We start from the raw sequence: 15,610 nt of genomic DNA, 5'->3' as shown, positions 1-15,610 counted from the left end.
CTTTCCTTACTTATCGTTTAGTGCTGATACTCCCGGAAGTTCTTTTCCTTCCATGAATTCAAGGGAAGCACCGCCGCCAGTGGAGATGTGGCTCATCTTATCAGCCAGGCCGAATTTTTCAACCGCTGCGGCTGAATCGCCTCCGCCAATGACAGAATATGTATCTGCAGCATCGGCTAAAGCTTGACCAACGGCCTTTGTGCCATTCGCAAACTTTTCAATTTCAAATACACCCATTGGTCCATTCCAGATGACTAAGCGGGAATCTTTGATAACACTGGCATATTGCTCTTGTGTCTTAGGACCGATGTCCAATGCTTCCCAGTCAGAAGGAATTTCTTCAATTGGAACAACTTTCGTGTTCGCATCGTTAGAGAAATCGTCAGCGACCACTACATCAACAGGCATATAGAATTTGACGCCTTTTTCTTCTGCTTTTTTCATGAATTGTTTGGCTAAATCAATTTTATCTTCTTCCAGCAGGGACTTTCCAACCTCATGGCCTTGTGCTTTCACGAATGTGTAAGCTAGTCCTCCGCCGATGATTAAGTTATCTACTTTATCCAGCAGGTTATCGATGACACCGATTTTATCTTTTACCTTTGCTCCCCCGATAATCGCAGTGAAAGGTCTTTCCGGTGTTGTCAGTGCTTTGCCAAGAACCTCCAGTTCTTTCTCAAGAAGGTATCCAGCTGCTGCTGGAAGATGTTCCGCTACTCCAGCAGTGGAAGCATGCGCTCTGTGGGCAGCTCCGAATGCATCGTTCACGTATACATCCGCAAGTGCCGCGAATTCTTTGGCAAGCTCAGGATCATTTTTCGTTTCACCTGGATAGAATCGGACGTTTTCAAGCAGAAGGACATCGCCTTCACTCATCTTTTCGATTTCAGCCTTGACGGTATCACCGTAAGCTTCGTCTGTTTTTGCTACGTCTTTTCCAAGCAGTTCTGAAAGGCGTTTCGCAACAGGAGTCAATCTTAACTCTTCAACAACCTGGCCTTTTGGACGCCCAAGATGGCTGGCAAGAATTACTTTTGCCCCCTGCTCGGACAAGTATTGGATTGTTGGAAGCGCGGCTTTGATGCGCGTTTCATCCGTCACTTTCCCTTCACTCATCGGTACATTGAAGTCAACACGGCAAAATACGCGTTTACCCTTCAAATCGAGATCCTTGATTGTTTGTTTGTTCATTTCAAAAGGCCTCCTTCTGGATAATCGGGATAATAATCCCGTTATTTATGAAAAAAGAAGAGCGGGGAATCCTCCCCGCTCCCCTTCATCCCATTTCATTATAGATGCTGGGACATAATTTATCCAACAATTGCACGATAAATTAGGTCACATTGCATCATTTAGGATATCACTTTTTAAAATATATCTCTTACAGACCTTGAGAAGCGATGTAATCAACAAGATCTACAACACGGTTGGAATATCCGCTTTCGTTATCGTACCAAGAGATTACTTTAACCATGCTGCCTTCCATTACCATTGTAGAAAGGGCATCGATAGTGGAAGAATCAGGGTTGCCGTTGTAGTCAGTGGATACAAGCGGCTCTTCGCTGTAACCAAGGATGCCTTTCAATTTGCCTTCAGACGCTTCTTTAAGAGCGCTGTTCACTTCATCAACTGTTACGTCTTTGTCTAGTTCCGCAACAAGGTCAACTAGAGAAACGTTTGGAGTCGGTACACGCATTGCTCCACCGTTCAATTTGCCTTCAAGTTCAGGAAGAACAAGGGAAACTGCTTTTGCAGCACCAGTTGTTGTCGGGATGATGTTTTCAGCAGCTGCACGCGCACGACGGTAGTCTTTGTGCGGAAGATCAAGGATCTGCTGGTCATTTGTGTAAGAGTGAATTGTTGTCATCATACCGCGTTTGATGCCGAATTTGTCATTCAGTACTTTCGCGAAAGGAGCAAGACAGTTAGTTGTACAAGAAGCGTTTGAGATTACATGGTGGCTTCCAGCATCGTATTTGTCTTCGTTAACACCCATAACGACTGTGATGTCTTCATCTTTAGCAGGAGCAGAGATGATAACTTTTTTAGCGCCTGCATCAAGATGCTTTGCAGCGTCTGCACGGTTTGTGAAACGGCCGGTAGATTCAATAACAACATCTACTCCAAGGTCTCCCCATCCAAGTTGAGCAGGATCGCGCTCAGCCAATACTTTTACTTTCTTGCCGCCTACTACCAGGTAATCACCATCTACAGATACTTCCTGGTCAAGCTTTCCGTGTACAGTGTCATATTGTAAAAGGTGTGCAAGCATGTTAGCGTCTGTTAAATCGTTAACTGCTACTACCTCGATGTTATCGTTCTTAAGTGCTGCGCGGAATACTACGCGTCCGATACGTCCAAATCCGTTAATTCCAACTTTTACTGTCATGAATAATGTCCTCCTTTAAAATGGTTAAGGAAATTTTTATATTTCAAAAGGTATTACCCTTTTAAAAGCTCTTTTGCCGCGCCTTCATCCGTGATCAGGATCGTCGAATGAGGGACGCTTTTGAAGTAGGCTCTTATGGCCTTCGCCTTTGAACGGCCGCCAGCGACCGCAATGACGTTCGATTTGTTCTTCAGGTCTTCCAGCTGCAAGCCTACAGTCGTCACTTTATGTACGACCTCGCCTTCTTCGTCGAAGTAATAGCCAAATGCTTCCCCGACCGCTTTCCCCGCAAGGATTTTATCAAAAACCTCTTTGCTGGTTCTTCTGCGCTCGGCCATTGTGACTGCGTCGCCAATTCCGTGAAGCACGATATGAGCCGACTTGATCAGGCCCAGCACGTCCTTGATATCCGGTTCTTTGATGAAAGACTTGTACACTTCTGTACTCACCTGATCCGGGACATACAGCACCTTATGTTTGGCGCCCGTCCTCTCCGCCATTTTGGCACAGATCGTATTGGCCTGGTTTTTAACATCCTCGCCAATCCCGCCTCTGGCCGGGACGAAAAGCACCTGGTTTTCAGAGAATTCCGGCGTCAGCTTTTCAGCCACTGCCGCCATAGTCGATCCTCCGGTTACCGCGATGATATTATCTCCATCCAGAAGATTTTTCATACGCGCTTCCGCAGATCTGCCTAATTCTTCTTTTACCCAGGGAGACTCATCACTATTCCCCGGAACGATAAAAACTTCATGAAGATTGAGTAAAGACTTCAACTTCTTTTCCATAGAATCGATGCCTGTGATCTCTCTCATCATGTCAGCGGTCTTCTTTAGCAGCAGCTCACCCTCGGCGGTTATGATCATGCCTGATGACTTGATCTCAATCAGATCCTGGTCTTTGAGAAACTCAACTTCGCTTCTCAGGACTCTTTCAGTCATGCCGAGTGAATGGGCAAGGCTTCTTCTTCCGACCGGCTGCATCAATCGTACCGATTTGAGAATGAGATGTCTTTTTTGCATAACTTGGAGCAGGTCTGGTAATAATCGTTTTTGTATATCAATGATTGATTCCATCGAAAAGCCCCTTAAAGTTATTTAGCTGGACTCATTATGTCCATCATAGACATATTATGTCCCACTCTGCGCAAAAAAAATTCATCCCTGCTTTCAAAGCTAAGTTTAGCAAGGGATGAACGAAAATTCAACTATTAAAACTCAAGATTTCTCATGTAACCGTTTACTAACTGTAAAATAATCAATTTGCCCATATTGGATGATTTCTCCGTCCATTTCCACAACCGGAATCATTAATCCAAAACGCTCGGTCAGCTCGTCACTTTCATCAATATCATACTCTTTTAGAGCGAAAGGAATATCATCCTTAACCAGATTGAGCATGAGCTTCGCGTCTTCACATAGAGGGCACCGGCTTCTCGTATAGAAGGTGATGATGGGTAATCTCTCTTCATTCATATCTCTTTCTCCTTGTAGATGAGGGAATATTCAATTGATCCCTGTACTTTGCCACGGTTCTTCTCGAAACACTCATTCCGTGTTCTTTCAGCATCACAGCAATCGCCTGGTCTGATAAAGGCTTCTGTTTATCTTCCTTATTTACCAAACTCATGATTTCCGCCTTGATCCCCTCAGACGATGAGGAATCTTCATCTTTTCCTACACCGCTCACGAACAGGGCTTTCATTTCAAAAGTGCCAAAAGGAGTACCGATATACTTCCCTCTGACTGCCCTGCTGATGGTGGATTCATGGACCCCTATTGTCTCCGCAACTTCTCTTAGAGTCAAAGGTTTCAACCTCTTCGGTCCAAACCTGAAAAAATCCTCCTGCCTTTCGACCAGGGATCGGCCGACTTTCAGTAGAGTAGACCGGCGCTGATCCAGCATCCTGAGGATCCACTGAAATTCCTGTCGTTTATCACGGAGGAACTTTAAACCTTCTTCATCCTCCGAAGCAGAGATCAGTGATTCATATCCTTTATTATATAAAACTTTCATTACATTTCCATGAAGTAAAGCAACATCCAGGCCATCCCTGTTGGCGGTGACAACCATTTCAGGGCGGATATAATGAGAAAGATCAACCGAGAACCTGGCACCCGGACGCGGATTAAGCGTCTTCACATAATCGGCGGTCACTTGGATGTCAGCTAAAGAAATCCCCTTCTCATTTGCAATCTTCTTCCACGTTTTTTCACAAAAGTCTACAAAGTGTTCGTCTATAATGACATAGGCATGCTCAGGAGCATCTGGATCCCTGCCAATTTGCAGCAGGAGGCATTCCTTCAAATTCCTGGCGCCAATCCCAGCCGGCTCCAACCCATGAATCATTTCTATATATCGAGGTAAATTTCCCACTTCAAAAATACTGTCTACATTAGATGGTAAATATCCGTTTTCATCCATACTGTCGACCAAAAGAGACAGTACATTACGATCCTCATTGGTAAGCGTTTTCAAGTCAAACTGCGAAATTAAGTGTTCCCAAAGCGTGGACTGAGGTACTGCCACTTCTTCAATCCAATCGATACTCATACCGCTGTTCTCACGGCTTCTTTTCCGTTCCTCATGGGAAACAGGCTCAAGCTGAAGAAGCGGATTCTCCAAAGCTTTGTTTTCCAAATAAGAATTCAATTCCTGAGAGGAATACTGCAGCAATTCAATCGCCTGTGTCAGCTGCTGGGTCATATTCAATTTTAATGACTGCCCCTGCCATAATCCGGTATTGAGCTTCATTCCGCATCCCTCCTTCTCTTATTCTACAACAGAAAGCGGGTTCAGTGTATGGAAATAAGTAGGTGGGCGTGCGGTCCGGTTTGATTGTTTTTATTAATGGGGCAGAAAGTCAGCGGAAGGATCAATAAACCTTTCGTCCACTGCCTTGACAGGTTATGAGATAAATCGGCTGTTAACATTTAAAGTGAAAGGCAGAGGACATAAGACAGCCTATCTTCCAGCATATTGATTTGCACTTCAGTACCTTTTTAAACTGTTATAATTATGCCAGGATAGAGGTTCTCAAATACGGTTTCCTAGCAATTGTCACATTAAAAAGAATGATAAAAAATACACTAAAACACTTGGGATTACTACATTAAGTATAGATTTTTTTATAGAAGTGTCACTTTTAGAAAAGTACCTTCTTATTAGCTCAAACACGGTAAATACTGAAATAATAAAAATTATCCCTTCTCTGAAAATATGAGTTCACTCCCTATTATTTATTGCTTTCCTTCCGGTGCAACGGTATATGGTGAAATTTTAATAAATAAAGTCTATCATACGATTTATCTTATTACGATTACTAAAAATTTTGTTATCCCTTCAATAAACCCACGAAAAGCAGGCCTCAATCGGCCTGCTTTTCGTGGGTTTATTATCTATTTTAGTTGTTTTTCTTTTATTAGTTAAATGAACATTATTTTTTCGGAATCTCGCAGCCGTTTTCGTCACATACAACTCCGTCACTGCTGTCGCTGTTCAATACCGTGATTTGACTTTCTGCAATTACTTTTTGCAGCGCTTGAACAAATACCTCAGTTGGCTGGGCACCTGTTAAAGCATATTTTTTATCGATAAGATAGAAAGGAACACCTGATACACCAATTTGCTGAGCAGCCCTCTCGTCAGCACGGACTTCATCCGCCATTGCATCGCTGGCAAGCATTTCAGCTACAGCATCCCGGTCAAGTCCTACCTCTGCCGCTAATTCTGTTAATGTTTCGTGATCACCGATATGTTTGGATTCAGTAAATAACGCATGTAAAATCCGCTCGGTCATCTCTATCATCAGGCCTTTGGTTTTGGCATACATCGTCAAACGGTGGGCATCAAACGTATTGGTCAGCACCATCGTATCCATGTGGTAGTCCAACCCTGCTTCTTTTGCCATATTCACCATGTTTTGAGTATTGGCTTTTGCTGCCTCTATACTCATGCCATACTTCTTGGCCAGTTTCTCATATATATTATCTTTGATATCCCGCTCTGCTGTTGGATCCAACTCAAAGCACCTGTAAGTCACTTCAATCGGATGGTCAATCTGCTTAATGGCGTCCTCCAGACGCCTTTTGCCAATATAGCAGAATGGTCAAGCAAAGTCTGTCCACATTTCGATGTGCAACATGTTAATCCCTCCAAATCTATTTTCTCCTTTAGTATAGAGTGCAACGTTGATTTTTACACGTGATTTGCTCTGTGGATAGACAGCAAAAAAGCTCCCGCGCAAATGCGCAGGAGCCTTGGCAACGCCCTTGGAGGGGATCACCACTCACACAGTAATTATTGAGAAGCAGTGACATTATAGTTTTTTTCTTAGAGCTAGTACGTATTATAACGTACGATACCAAGCCTTATGTTTTACAGGACCTTCTACAAAAAGCAAAAACTTGTCACCCCTAGTTGCACCGATGAGTGACGACGCAAGAGAAATAACTGAAAGAATGGGCTATTCTATTCTATTATTTTCTCTAAGTTATGGTTATAGGTGGTATAGTAAGGACATCTAGTTCCTTCTATAGCCTATTAGCCAAACCAAGGGGGAACTTAACAGATGTTAGAACAGTACTTATTAAATTAATGAAATAAAAGCAGGCAATACATTAATGTTAACAGGAGTATGAATAGCGGGGAGTGGTTATAGTGACAACGACAAATGAAAAAGTAACGGTCAAGGTAAATAGTAATGAATTTATATGGAACCCCAAGAGCGGGCTCTTTACCTTTGATGGTGCACCAGCACTTTTGTTTTGGGATTCAGCTATAGAATTATTTTTGAATACAATAGAAGAAGTTTCTGGTAAAGATGTATCTAAAACTGTTTACGAAGCAACAGGGTATCGGATGGGTCATTTAGTATCTTCTTATTACAGCGGCCGAAGGGACTTCGAACAGCTCCTTGAAGAATATCGCGACATTTACAGAAACGCAGGCTGGGGTAATGTAAATATTACCTACTACAATTTCGAGGAAAAGAGAGCAGTCGTTCAGTTGACCAACAGTTGGGAGCATAGAATTTTTAAGAATACAGATAAGGAAACTGCCGGGGTATTATTGCCCAGCCATTGGGCAGGCGTTTTCACAGGTCTATTCGAACAAAAGGTTTGGTACAAAATCAACAAAAGTCAGTTGGATGGAAATGAGTATGATGAAATCGAGATATTCCCTTCAGATGTGACACCATCAAGAAACATTTTCGAGTTGGCAAGGCAATAAGAGACAGAAAATATCCTCGATTTGGAGCAAAAGGTCAAAGAGAGAACTGAAGAACTTTCCATACTTGTAAATGAATTATCCACCCCTATTATTCCAGTTTTAAGTGGTATTCTCGTTGTTCCACTTATTGGTAATTTTAGTGATGAGCGTGTGTCCAATTTCATTGAACGATCATTACTTGAATTTTCCAGACAAAAAGCAAATTATCTATTAATTGACCTAACAGGTGTGAAAGGGTTGGACACCTACACGATGGATGGTATACAAAAGCTTATCCTTTCTATCCGATTAATAGGCGGGGAATGCTTTATAGTTGGTATCTCCGCGGATCAAGCAATACAAATATCGAAATCAAACATTCAATTAAAAAATATACATACATTTTCTACGTTACAGCATGGAGTAGAATTTGCCGTAGAACAAAACGGTTTTGAAATCAAGAGAAAGAAGGAGTAAACGCCTTCTTTTTGTAAAATAAGCAACAGATAAGGCGGCAGGTAACGCCGTCTTTTTTGCGCTTGGAAATAGAGCATCAGTCTCATTAAAACCCAATAAAAAAATGCCCCTACGTATATAAAACGTAGAAGCATCGTGTAATTATTATTGTTATGGTACGCCCTCGGAGGGAATCGAACCCCCATTTTAAGAACCGGAATCTTACGTGCTATCCGTTGCACCACGAGGGCAAGCTTGTACGACAAGCGTACGAAATCTTATTATAGTCCAGAAGCAGTGGAAATGCAATAGGTTTTGAGGAATGGAGGATAAGATATTGTGGAAGATTCAAGCTGTGCTTCCTACTCCTGACTGCCAATTATCGCTCAATGAATCCTTACGATGATCAAGGAATTAATCATATTGTTAGTTCGTGGTCTGCAAGACGAGACTATACTTTGATGAAGTACGGAATGGGAGCGGGTCGCGGCCCGCAAATAGTTTTTCTCATCACTGCTTATTGTCTTCGTTTATCCGCAGATATTAGTATGATTGGAGCGGAAGGTGCACGACCTCCTGCGGGACTAGCGGGACAGGTAAGACCCCGCAGGCGAAGCCGAGGAGGCTTACCGCCCGCCCCGCGGAGTCGGGTACCTGTAGCGGAAATCATCTCGAAAATTATTTGTTAACTGAAACAAACAATAATTTTTTTATAATAATAAGCATAGTTTAAAAAAGGAATGGATGGGTATCATGTAGAAAGGATTGTCGAAGGATTTTTATGCCATGAGAGGTTGAATCGTTTGACCTTTATTGACCAACTGGTGTATTATATCAGTACATAAAGTATTTGTATGTTTCAAACATAACATTAATTGATCGAAGGAGGAAATAAGATGAACTTAATTCCGACAGTTATTGAACAAACAAACCGCGGCGAGCGTGCGTATGACATTTATTCCCGCCTCTTGAAAGACCGCGTTATCATGCTGGGAAGCGGCATTGATGATAATGTTGCCAACTCCATCGTTGCGCAATTGCTTTTCCTTGAATCAGAAAACCCTGAAAAAGATATTTCTATCTACATCAACAGCCCTGGCGGCAGCATCACTGCTGGTATGGCTATCTACGATACAATCCAATACATTAAGCCTGATGTACAAACGATCTGTATCGGTATGGCTGCATCAATGGGTGCATTCCTTCTTGCTGCAGGAGCAAAAGGCAAACGCCTTGCCCTTCCAAATGCTGAAGTCATGATTCATCAGCCGCTTGGAGGAGCACAAGGTCAAGCAACAGAAATTGAAATCGCCGCAAAACGCATCTTGTTCTTGCGTGAAAAGCTTAACCAAATCCTTGCTGACCGCACTGGCCAGTCTCTAGAAGTAGTTTCAAGAGATACAGACCGTGACAACTTCATGACAGCCGAAAGAGCACTTGAGTACGGTTTGATTGACCGCATCATCACAAGAAATGATATGAATGAAAATAAGTAATAAAGTTTTAAAGAGCATCCGTTAACTCGGGTGCTCTTTTTTCTTTGTTCATTTTCTTACTGAGCTGAATACGATAATCCCCTTTACCCGTGACCACACCCGTTTCATTTTAACAGGCAAGCAGTCAGAAGCCCCAGCTCGGCTGGAGGACAAACTATGGTTTGATCTTTAAAAGTTTAATTGAGTAGTTGAGGTTCGTTGATAGAATGTGGTTTTTCGTCGATAGGAGCGCAGAAATCGTTGATAGAACTGCCATATCGGTGATAGGACAAGCTATATCGTTGATAGAATCTCCATTATCGTTGATAGCACGACTTCCATAACAGCTTTCTCACCGCAGCAGCACGCATGCTCTCAAAAATAAAGAACCCAGCCTTTAAAAGGCCGGGTTCTCCTAATCAGCTTTCTTTCTGTACAAATTGAGCGAGGTGTTTTACAGCTTCTTCTTCGTCTGAACCGTCAGCAATCAAGCTGATTTCAGTGCCGGAACTTACGGCAAGGCTCATCAGGCCCATGATGCTTTTGGCATTGACTTTCTTACCGTTTCTCTCTAGGAAAACCTCTGATGAAAAGCGGTTGGCTTCCTGTACGAATAAAGCTGCCGGGCGGGCTTGCAAGCCGGTTTTTAATTTTACCTCTACTTTTTGTTCAAACATGCTCCTTCTCCCCTTTGTTCATATTTAGTTAATATTTAACTCTATCACCAGCACGCAGTTTTTCTGCGATATCATCTATTTTACGGAGTCTATGGTTGATGCCTGACTTGCTGATGTTCCCCCCTGAAACCATTTCCCCAAGTTCTTTCAGAGTAACGTCTTGATAGGTGACTCTCAGCTCGGCGATTTCCCTGAGCTTGTCGGGCAGTATCCCAAGGCCCGCTGTCTGTTCGATATACCGGATGTTTTCAACCTGTCTTAGAGCAGCACCTATTGTTTTATTGAGGTTGGCTGTCTCACAGTTTACAAGCCGGTTGACTGAATTTCTCATATCCCTGACGATCCTCACATCTTCAAATCTTAATAAGGCACCATGGGCACCAACCACATTCAGGAATTCGGTGATTTTTTCCGCCTCTTTAAGATATGTGATGAATCCCTTTTTGCGTTCCAAGGTTTTGCTGTTCAATCCGAAACTGTTCATAAGTTCGGAAAGTGCCTCGTTATGCTCCTGATATAAGGAGAAAATTTCTAAGTGATAGGATGAGGTTTCAGGATTATTGACTGATCCTCCAGCCAGGAAGGCGCCGCGAAGATATGAGCGGCGGCAGCATTTTTTTTGGACAAGCTGTGCAGAGATATCATGGATGATGGTGAATCCCTCTCCAAGAATATGAAGGTCTTCGAGGATTTCCTTCGTGTCTTCATTCAATCGTACGATATACACATTATTCTTTTTCAGCCGCATTTTTTTGCGGACCAGCAATTCCACTGGTGTGTCGAAATTCTTCTTGATCAAAGAGTAAATCCGTCTCGCGATTGCTGCGTTTTCCGTCTGGATATTGACGATCAGGGATTTATTGGCAAAGGATAGTGAACCATTCATCCTGATAAGAGCGGATAGTTCCGCCTTCGAGCAGCAATCTTTCAAGTCCAGATTGGTTAACTCTTTTTTTGTCATTGAAGCAAACGACATCTCTTCACCTCCCTAAAACAAAAGCGTAAGCGGCCTGATCAGCCCCGACAGGCAAATGTTCCGAAGAGAAGAAAAGGCGATCTTTCCTTTTATTCTCTGAGGGTTATTTGACCCCGAGGGGCTAGGCGCTGAAGCTGGACGAAACAAAAGCGTAAGCGCCTTGATCAGCCCCGACAGGCAAATGTTCCTCAGAGAAAAAAAGGCGACCTTTCCTTTTATTCTCTGAGGGTTATCTGACCCCGAGGGGCTGGCCGCTGAAGCTCGACGTGGATAACACAGTTAAAGCATCCACAAATTGGGTTTATCTATTGTCCTAAACCAGGACAAACGCTTGCACTCACCGCGCAAGCTATGTCAATCTATTCCTCTGTCAGGTACAGAGGATATGTTTTACTTTATTCGATGGGGTTTATCGATTAGTGAAAAAATGATTTCTGCCACTTTACCGGTATCATGGCGGATGACACCTTCAAAGTAGGAAATGATTTCATCCTCTATGACCCTTAATCTCATTGAAGATAATTTTTCAAAATCAAAGATAACCGGTTTCGCCATTTCTTCTTCATAGCGGGCTTCAATTTCCTGAGGCACTTGTTCATTGTTCACAATGATGGTGTCAATGAAACCGTCATGGAGGTGATCATAGATGGCTTTCACATGGTCGCTGGCTGTGAAATCGAGCGTTTCTCCGGCCTGTGTCATCAGGTTGCATATATACACTTTTTGAGCTTTTGCCTTGCTGACTTCTTTGCCGATCTCAGGCACCAGCAAATTTGGCAGGATGCTGGTGTATAAGCTTCCCGGGCCTATCACAATCAGGTCCGCTTCACGAATGGCACGGATGGTCTCTGAAACCGGGACAATAGTACCCGGCGTCAGGAAGACTCGCTTGATTTTTTTACCAGAGAACGGGATTTTCGATTCGCCGGTAACAATAGTGCCGTCTTCCATTTCCGCATTCAAAACGACGCTCTGGTTAGCGGAGGGAAGCACCTTTCCTTTCACGTTCAGGACCCTGCTCATTTCTTGGATGGCATGGACAAAGTCGCCTGTTATCGAGGTGAAAGCTGCCAGGATTAAGTTTCCGAGTGAATGGCCAGATAATTCGTTGGACGTTTCAAACCGGTGCTGAAACATCTGCTCGATAAGCGGCTCCACTTCCGACAAAGCCGCAATGACATTTCGGATATCACCGGGAGGAGGAACATTAAGATCATCACGCAGGCGGCCTGAACTTCCTCCATCATCGGCTACTGTTACGATAGCAGTTATATCTAAAGGATATGACTTAAGTCCTCTGAGAAGAACAGGCAGTCCTGTTCCGCCACCGATGATTACTACCTTGGGATCAATGTTTTTCTTCATGCCAGAGGTTCCCGTTTCTTCTGGATGTCCCTGTGTGTGATCTTGGTGGTGTACTCATTCTCGAAGTGGCGGCCGAGATATTCAGCCAGCGCGACGGAACGGTGCTGGCCGCCTGTACAGCCGATGGCAATGACAAGCTGGCTCTTGCCTTCCCGTTTATAGTGCGGCAGCATGAAGGTGAGGAGGTCCGTTACTTTTTCAAGGAACTTCTGTGTTTCGCTCCACTTCAGAACATATTTGGATACATCCTCTTCCAAGCCTGTCCGCGGCCTCATATGGTCAATATAATGAGGGTTCGGCAGGAATCTTACATCGAACACCAAGTCGGCATCAATTGGGATGCCGTGCTTGAAACCGAAGGAAATCACATTTACGGTAAAAATGGACCGTTTGTTCACGGAGAATTCCTTCAGGATCTTCTCCCGCAGCTCTCTTGGCTTCATGGATGAAGTATTGTATATGGTCTGGGCACGGCCTTTCAATTCTTCCAAAAGCATCCTTTCCTGCTTGATCCCTTCCATCGGTAAGCCGGATGGAGCAAGCGGATGGGAACGCCTCGTTTCTTTATAGCGCCTGACCAGGGATGAGTCGTCTGCATCAAGATAAAGGATTTGCGGGTTCACCCAGGAGGTTTCCCCCAGGTCATCGAGCCCCTGGATCAAGTGGTCGAAGAACTCCCGGCCTCTCAGATCCATTCCCAATGCGACTTTGTTCATCTTGGTCCCTGATTCTTTCATCAATTCAAGGAATTTTGGAAGGAGAGTGGGCGGCAGGTTATCTACACAGAAAAACCCTAAATCTTCAAAACTCTGTATGGCAACGGTCTTTCCCGCTCCGGACATTCCGGTTATGATCACCAATTGACCATCGTTAGTTGCACCTGTACTCATGTTCTCTTCCCCCTTGGTTAACTTGGATCCAGTTTGTAGGCGAGCAATTTGAAATCCGGTGTATATGTAAAGGTTCCATAAATCGTCCCTTTGCCATGCACCATGTATTCCAGTATGTGGCGGTCGCCTTCTGCCATTGGCAGGTTCTTGATTTCTTCAAGGTCGTGCCATTCGAGGATGCCTTCTTCGCTTTCCTTCAGGCTGACTCCGTCTGCTTCTGTAGCGAAAAAGGTAAACATCATCCACTCTGAAACAATTTTATCGCCGTCTTTTATAATAAAAGTGAAAATCCCTTTAACATCAGCGTTGCGCAGGTAGATACCTGTTTCTTCACGATACTCCCGAATGACAGTATCGCGGATCGATTCGCCCTGCTCCATCTTCCCGCCTGGTGCTACCCACCAGTTACGGCGCGGCTTTTGAAGCAGAAGAACTTTATCTTCTTTCATATATAAACAATTCGTCACTCGCTGCATTAACTTCACCTCAAGCTTTACTTCTGTTCGGATTACCGTATTTTCGGTTTTGTCATGCTCCTTATTATACTATGATTGTACCTCCCCCACAATGTTCGAACATTTACCATGTGTGTCTAAAAAGTGGAAGCGGCCCGTTCAGCTCCGACAGGCAAATGTTCCTCAGTGAAAAAAAGGCGCTCTTCCTTTTATTCGCTGAGGGTTATTTGACCCCGAGGAGCTAAGTCCGTTCCAGCGAGTACGGACTCTCGGCCGCTGGAACTGGATTGATAAAAAGTGAAAGTGCCCGTCAGCACCAACATGCAAATGTTCTGTATTAATTATTGCAAGTAACTTTTGTGCTTTAAAGCGTGAATAGGGACTGTTTCTTTTAACACGTTAGTGTGGTAAAGGGACTTAACAAAAAAAGGGGACACAGGCGGTTCCTGTGTCCTAAAGGGATTTATTTCTTAAAAGGGGGTCAATTTCTTATTATCTATATTACCCGGAATGTGTTGCACTAGTGTTACAGTACGTTTAAGACACGATTACGGATTGTTAATTATTTCTAAACAAGTTTCCGTAATTTTAGACAAAGGCTGTCGAATGAGGAAGAGCCTTGTATTTCTAAGGCTCTCTTCCTTTTTCTATATGTCGTCTTACGGATTTTTCGACAGACTTTTGTCAAAGCTGCTTCTTACTTTCCTTCCAGCTTTTCCACGAGTTCTTCAACGTAATGCTGTGCGGCTTGGGCGGCAATGCTTCCGTCACCAGTTGCTGTCACGATTTGGCGCAGCATTTTTTCACGAACGTCTCCGGCAGCGAAGATTCCTGGAATCTTTGTTTCCATTCTGTCGTTCGTTTCGATGTAGCCCATATCATTTGTGATGCCTAATTCCCTGAACGGCTTAGTCAATGGCAGCATACCGATGTAAATGAACACACCGTCTGCATCAAATGGCTTTTCTTCGCCGTTTGCCGTGGAAACCAATGTTACACTTCCTACTTTTCCGTCTTTATCATTAATTTCTTTTACCGTATGATTCCAAATGAAATCAACTTTATCGTTGTTGAACGCACGGTCCTGAAGGATCTTCTGCGCACGAAGCTCTTCACGGCGGTGGACAATTGTCACTTTGTTGGCGAAGCGTGTAAGGTATACGCCTTCTTCAACTGCAGAGTCTCCTCCGCCGACAACCACAAGGTCTTTTCCTTTGAAGAATGCGCCGTCGCACACTGCACAGTAGGAGACACCGCGGCCGCCAAGTTCGTTCTCGCCCGGCACACCAAGTTTTTTCCACTCTGCGCCGGTAGAAATGATTACAGCACGGGCTTTATACTCTTTGGCCCCCGCCTTAATCGTTTTGTACTCTTCACCGTCTACGATTTCTTTGATATCGCCATAGGCATATTCAGCACCGAATGCTTTCGCATGCTCGAACATTTTGTTGGAAAGGTCTGGTCCCAGGATATGATCGAATCCCGGGTAGTTTTCGACTTCTTCCGTGTTGGCCATTTGGCCGCCCGGGATACCGCGTTCCAGCATTAATGTGGAAAGCGCCGCACGGGACGTATATACAGCAGCTGTCATTCCGGCTGGGCCGGCGCCGACGATAATGACATCATAAATTTTTTCTTCTGACATAATGAACACTCCTTTAATCGAGGTCTTAATTTGCAGAGAAGCAGTTCGGTTTCTCCCTAAAAAAAGGAAAG

15 protein-coding genes and 1 tRNA gene are annotated in these 15,610 nt (G+C 43.9%); 3 read left to right on the top strand and 13 right to left on the bottom strand.

Annotation, left to right across the window (positions count from 1 at the left end; genetic code table 11):
• Positions 1-6 precede the first annotated feature (6 nt).
• From FZC79_RS08330 to FZC79_RS08305, 6 genes are all read right to left on the bottom strand, one after another.
• A complete protein-coding gene (locus FZC79_RS08330; protein WP_148946345.1) occupies positions 7-1,191 on the bottom strand; it encodes a phosphoglycerate kinase in 1,185 nt (394 codons plus the stop codon).
• A 190-nt stretch (positions 1,192-1,381) separates the two neighbouring features.
• Complete coding sequence (gap, locus tag FZC79_RS08325) at positions 1,382-2,389, bottom strand: type I glyceraldehyde-3-phosphate dehydrogenase (RefSeq protein ID WP_148941232.1); 1,008 nt, start codon at positions 2,387-2,389, stop codon at positions 1,382-1,384.
• A 53-nt stretch (positions 2,390-2,442) separates the two neighbouring features.
• Positions 2,443-3,465 (bottom strand): sugar-binding transcriptional regulator, encoded by a 1,023-nt coding sequence (locus FZC79_RS08320; RefSeq protein WP_148946344.1) that lies wholly within the window; start codon positions 3,463-3,465, stop codon positions 2,443-2,445.
• Between the two features lie 141 nt (positions 3,466-3,606).
• A complete protein-coding gene (locus FZC79_RS08315) occupies positions 3,607-3,864 on the bottom strand; it encodes a glutaredoxin family protein (RefSeq protein WP_148946343.1) in 258 nt (85 codons plus the stop codon).
• Positions 3,857-5,143: an RNA polymerase factor sigma-54 gene (gene rpoN / locus FZC79_RS08310; protein WP_148946342.1), complete on the bottom strand. Its 1,287-nt coding sequence runs from the start codon at positions 5,141-5,143 to the stop codon at positions 3,857-3,859. Before rpoN ends, FZC79_RS08315 begins: the two co-directional genes overlap by 8 nt.
• A 682-nt stretch (positions 5,144-5,825) precedes the next feature.
• Positions 5,826-6,485, bottom strand: coding sequence for a DsbA family oxidoreductase (locus FZC79_RS08305; RefSeq protein ID WP_353733604.1), 660 nt, complete (start codon positions 6,483-6,485; stop codon positions 5,826-5,828).
• A gap of 563 nt (positions 6,486-7,048) precedes the next feature.
• On the opposite strand from FZC79_RS08305, the gene FZC79_RS08300 reads away from it, so the two are divergent.
• Together FZC79_RS08300 and FZC79_RS08295 are read left to right on the top strand one after the other, a co-directional pair.
• Positions 7,049-7,621 carry a hypothetical protein gene (locus tag FZC79_RS08300; RefSeq protein WP_148946341.1) on the top strand — a complete coding sequence of 191 codons (573 nt, stop codon included), beginning with the start codon at positions 7,049-7,051 and terminating at the stop codon, positions 7,619-7,621.
• 21 nt (positions 7,622-7,642) lie between these two features.
• A complete protein-coding gene (locus FZC79_RS08295; protein ID WP_187442694.1) occupies positions 7,643-8,077 on the top strand; it encodes an STAS domain-containing protein in 435 nt (144 codons plus the stop codon).
• 158 nt (positions 8,078-8,235) lie between these two features.
• Here the strand turns inward: FZC79_RS08295 and FZC79_RS08290 are convergent.
• Positions 8,236-8,307 (bottom strand) — tRNA-Arg (locus FZC79_RS08290).
• Between the two features lie 645 nt (positions 8,308-8,952).
• Here FZC79_RS08290 and clpP point away from each other — a divergent pair.
• The gene (clpP, locus tag FZC79_RS08285) at positions 8,953-9,552 is read left to right on the top strand and encodes an ATP-dependent Clp endopeptidase proteolytic subunit ClpP (RefSeq protein ID WP_148941228.1); all 600 of its coding nucleotides are present in this window, start codon (positions 8,953-8,955) and stop codon (positions 9,550-9,552) included.
• A 398-nt stretch (positions 9,553-9,950) separates the two neighbouring features.
• Here the strand turns inward: clpP and FZC79_RS08280 are convergent, their stop codons facing one another.
• The 6 genes from FZC79_RS08280 to trxB all read right to left on the bottom strand — a co-directional run bounded on the left by FZC79_RS08280 (position 9,951) and on the right by trxB (position 15,539).
• The gene (locus tag FZC79_RS08280; RefSeq protein ID WP_148941227.1) at positions 9,951-10,208 is read right to left on the bottom strand and encodes an HPr family phosphocarrier protein; all 258 of its coding nucleotides are present in this window, start codon (positions 10,206-10,208) and stop codon (positions 9,951-9,953) included.
• 28 nt (positions 10,209-10,236) lie between these two features.
• Positions 10,237-11,184 (bottom strand): DNA-binding protein WhiA, encoded by a 948-nt coding sequence (whiA, locus tag FZC79_RS08275; protein ID WP_148946339.1) that lies wholly within the window; start codon positions 11,182-11,184, stop codon positions 10,237-10,239.
• Between the two features lie 390 nt (positions 11,185-11,574).
• Positions 11,575-12,549, bottom strand: coding sequence for a gluconeogenesis factor YvcK family protein (locus tag FZC79_RS08265; protein WP_148946338.1), 975 nt, complete (start codon positions 12,547-12,549; stop codon positions 11,575-11,577).
• Positions 12,546-13,439: an RNase adapter RapZ gene (gene rapZ / locus FZC79_RS08260; protein ID WP_148946337.1), complete on the bottom strand. Its 894-nt coding sequence runs from the start codon at positions 13,437-13,439 to the stop codon at positions 12,546-12,548. Before rapZ ends, FZC79_RS08265 begins: the two co-directional genes overlap by 4 nt.
• 17 nt (positions 13,440-13,456) lie before the next feature.
• Positions 13,457-13,915: an NUDIX hydrolase gene (locus FZC79_RS08255; protein ID WP_148946336.1), complete on the bottom strand. Its 459-nt coding sequence runs from the start codon at positions 13,913-13,915 to the stop codon at positions 13,457-13,459.
• Positions 13,916-14,591: 676 nt separating this feature from the next.
• Positions 14,592-15,539, bottom strand: coding sequence for a thioredoxin-disulfide reductase (gene trxB, locus FZC79_RS08250; protein WP_148946335.1), 948 nt, complete (start codon positions 15,537-15,539; stop codon positions 14,592-14,594).
• Between the last annotated feature and the right edge of the window lie 71 nt (positions 15,540-15,610).

It is taken from the genome of Rossellomorea vietnamensis (assembly GCF_008180615.1).
Taxonomy (GTDB): domain Bacteria; phylum Bacillota; class Bacilli; order Bacillales; family Bacillaceae_B; genus Rossellomorea; species Rossellomorea vietnamensis_D.
This window is presented reverse-complemented; position numbering and strand designations above follow the sequence as displayed.

Excerpts from the sequence above, each read along its gene's own strand:
- FZC79_RS08330 (WP_148946345.1), bottom strand. The coding sequence starts at position 1,191 with ATGAACAAACAAACAATCAAGGATCTCGATTTGAAGGGTAAACGCGTA.
- gap (WP_148941232.1), bottom strand. The coding sequence starts at position 2,389 with ATGACAGTAAAAGTTGGAATTAACGGATTTGGACGTATCGGACGCGTA.
- FZC79_RS08320 (WP_148946344.1), bottom strand. The coding sequence starts at position 3,465 with ATGGAATCAATCATTGATATACAAAAACGATTATTACCAGACCTGCTC.
- FZC79_RS08315 (WP_148946343.1), bottom strand. The coding sequence starts at position 3,864 with ATGAATGAAGAGAGATTACCCATCATCACCTTCTATACGAGAAGCCGG.
- rpoN (WP_148946342.1), bottom strand. The coding sequence starts at position 5,143 with ATGAAGCTCAATACCGGATTATGGCAGGGGCAGTCATTAAAATTGAAT.
- clpP (WP_148941228.1), top strand. The coding sequence starts at position 8,953 with ATGAACTTAATTCCGACAGTTATTGAACAAACAAACCGCGGCGAGCGT.
- FZC79_RS08280 (WP_148941227.1), bottom strand. The coding sequence starts at position 10,208 with ATGTTTGAACAAAAAGTAGAGGTAAAATTAAAAACCGGCTTGCAAGCC.
- whiA (WP_148946339.1), bottom strand. The coding sequence starts at position 11,184 with ATGTCGTTTGCTTCAATGACAAAAAAAGAGTTAACCAATCTGGACTTG.
- FZC79_RS08265 (WP_148946338.1), bottom strand. The coding sequence starts at position 12,549 with ATGAAGAAAAACATTGATCCCAAGGTAGTAATCATCGGTGGCGGAACA.
- rapZ (WP_148946337.1), bottom strand. The coding sequence starts at position 13,439 with ATGAGTACAGGTGCAACTAACGATGGTCAATTGGTGATCATAACCGGA.
- FZC79_RS08255 (WP_148946336.1), bottom strand. The coding sequence starts at position 13,915 with ATGCAGCGAGTGACGAATTGTTTATATATGAAAGAAGATAAAGTTCTT.
- trxB (WP_148946335.1), bottom strand. The coding sequence starts at position 15,539 with ATGTCAGAAGAAAAAATTTATGATGTCATTATCGTCGGCGCCGGCCCA.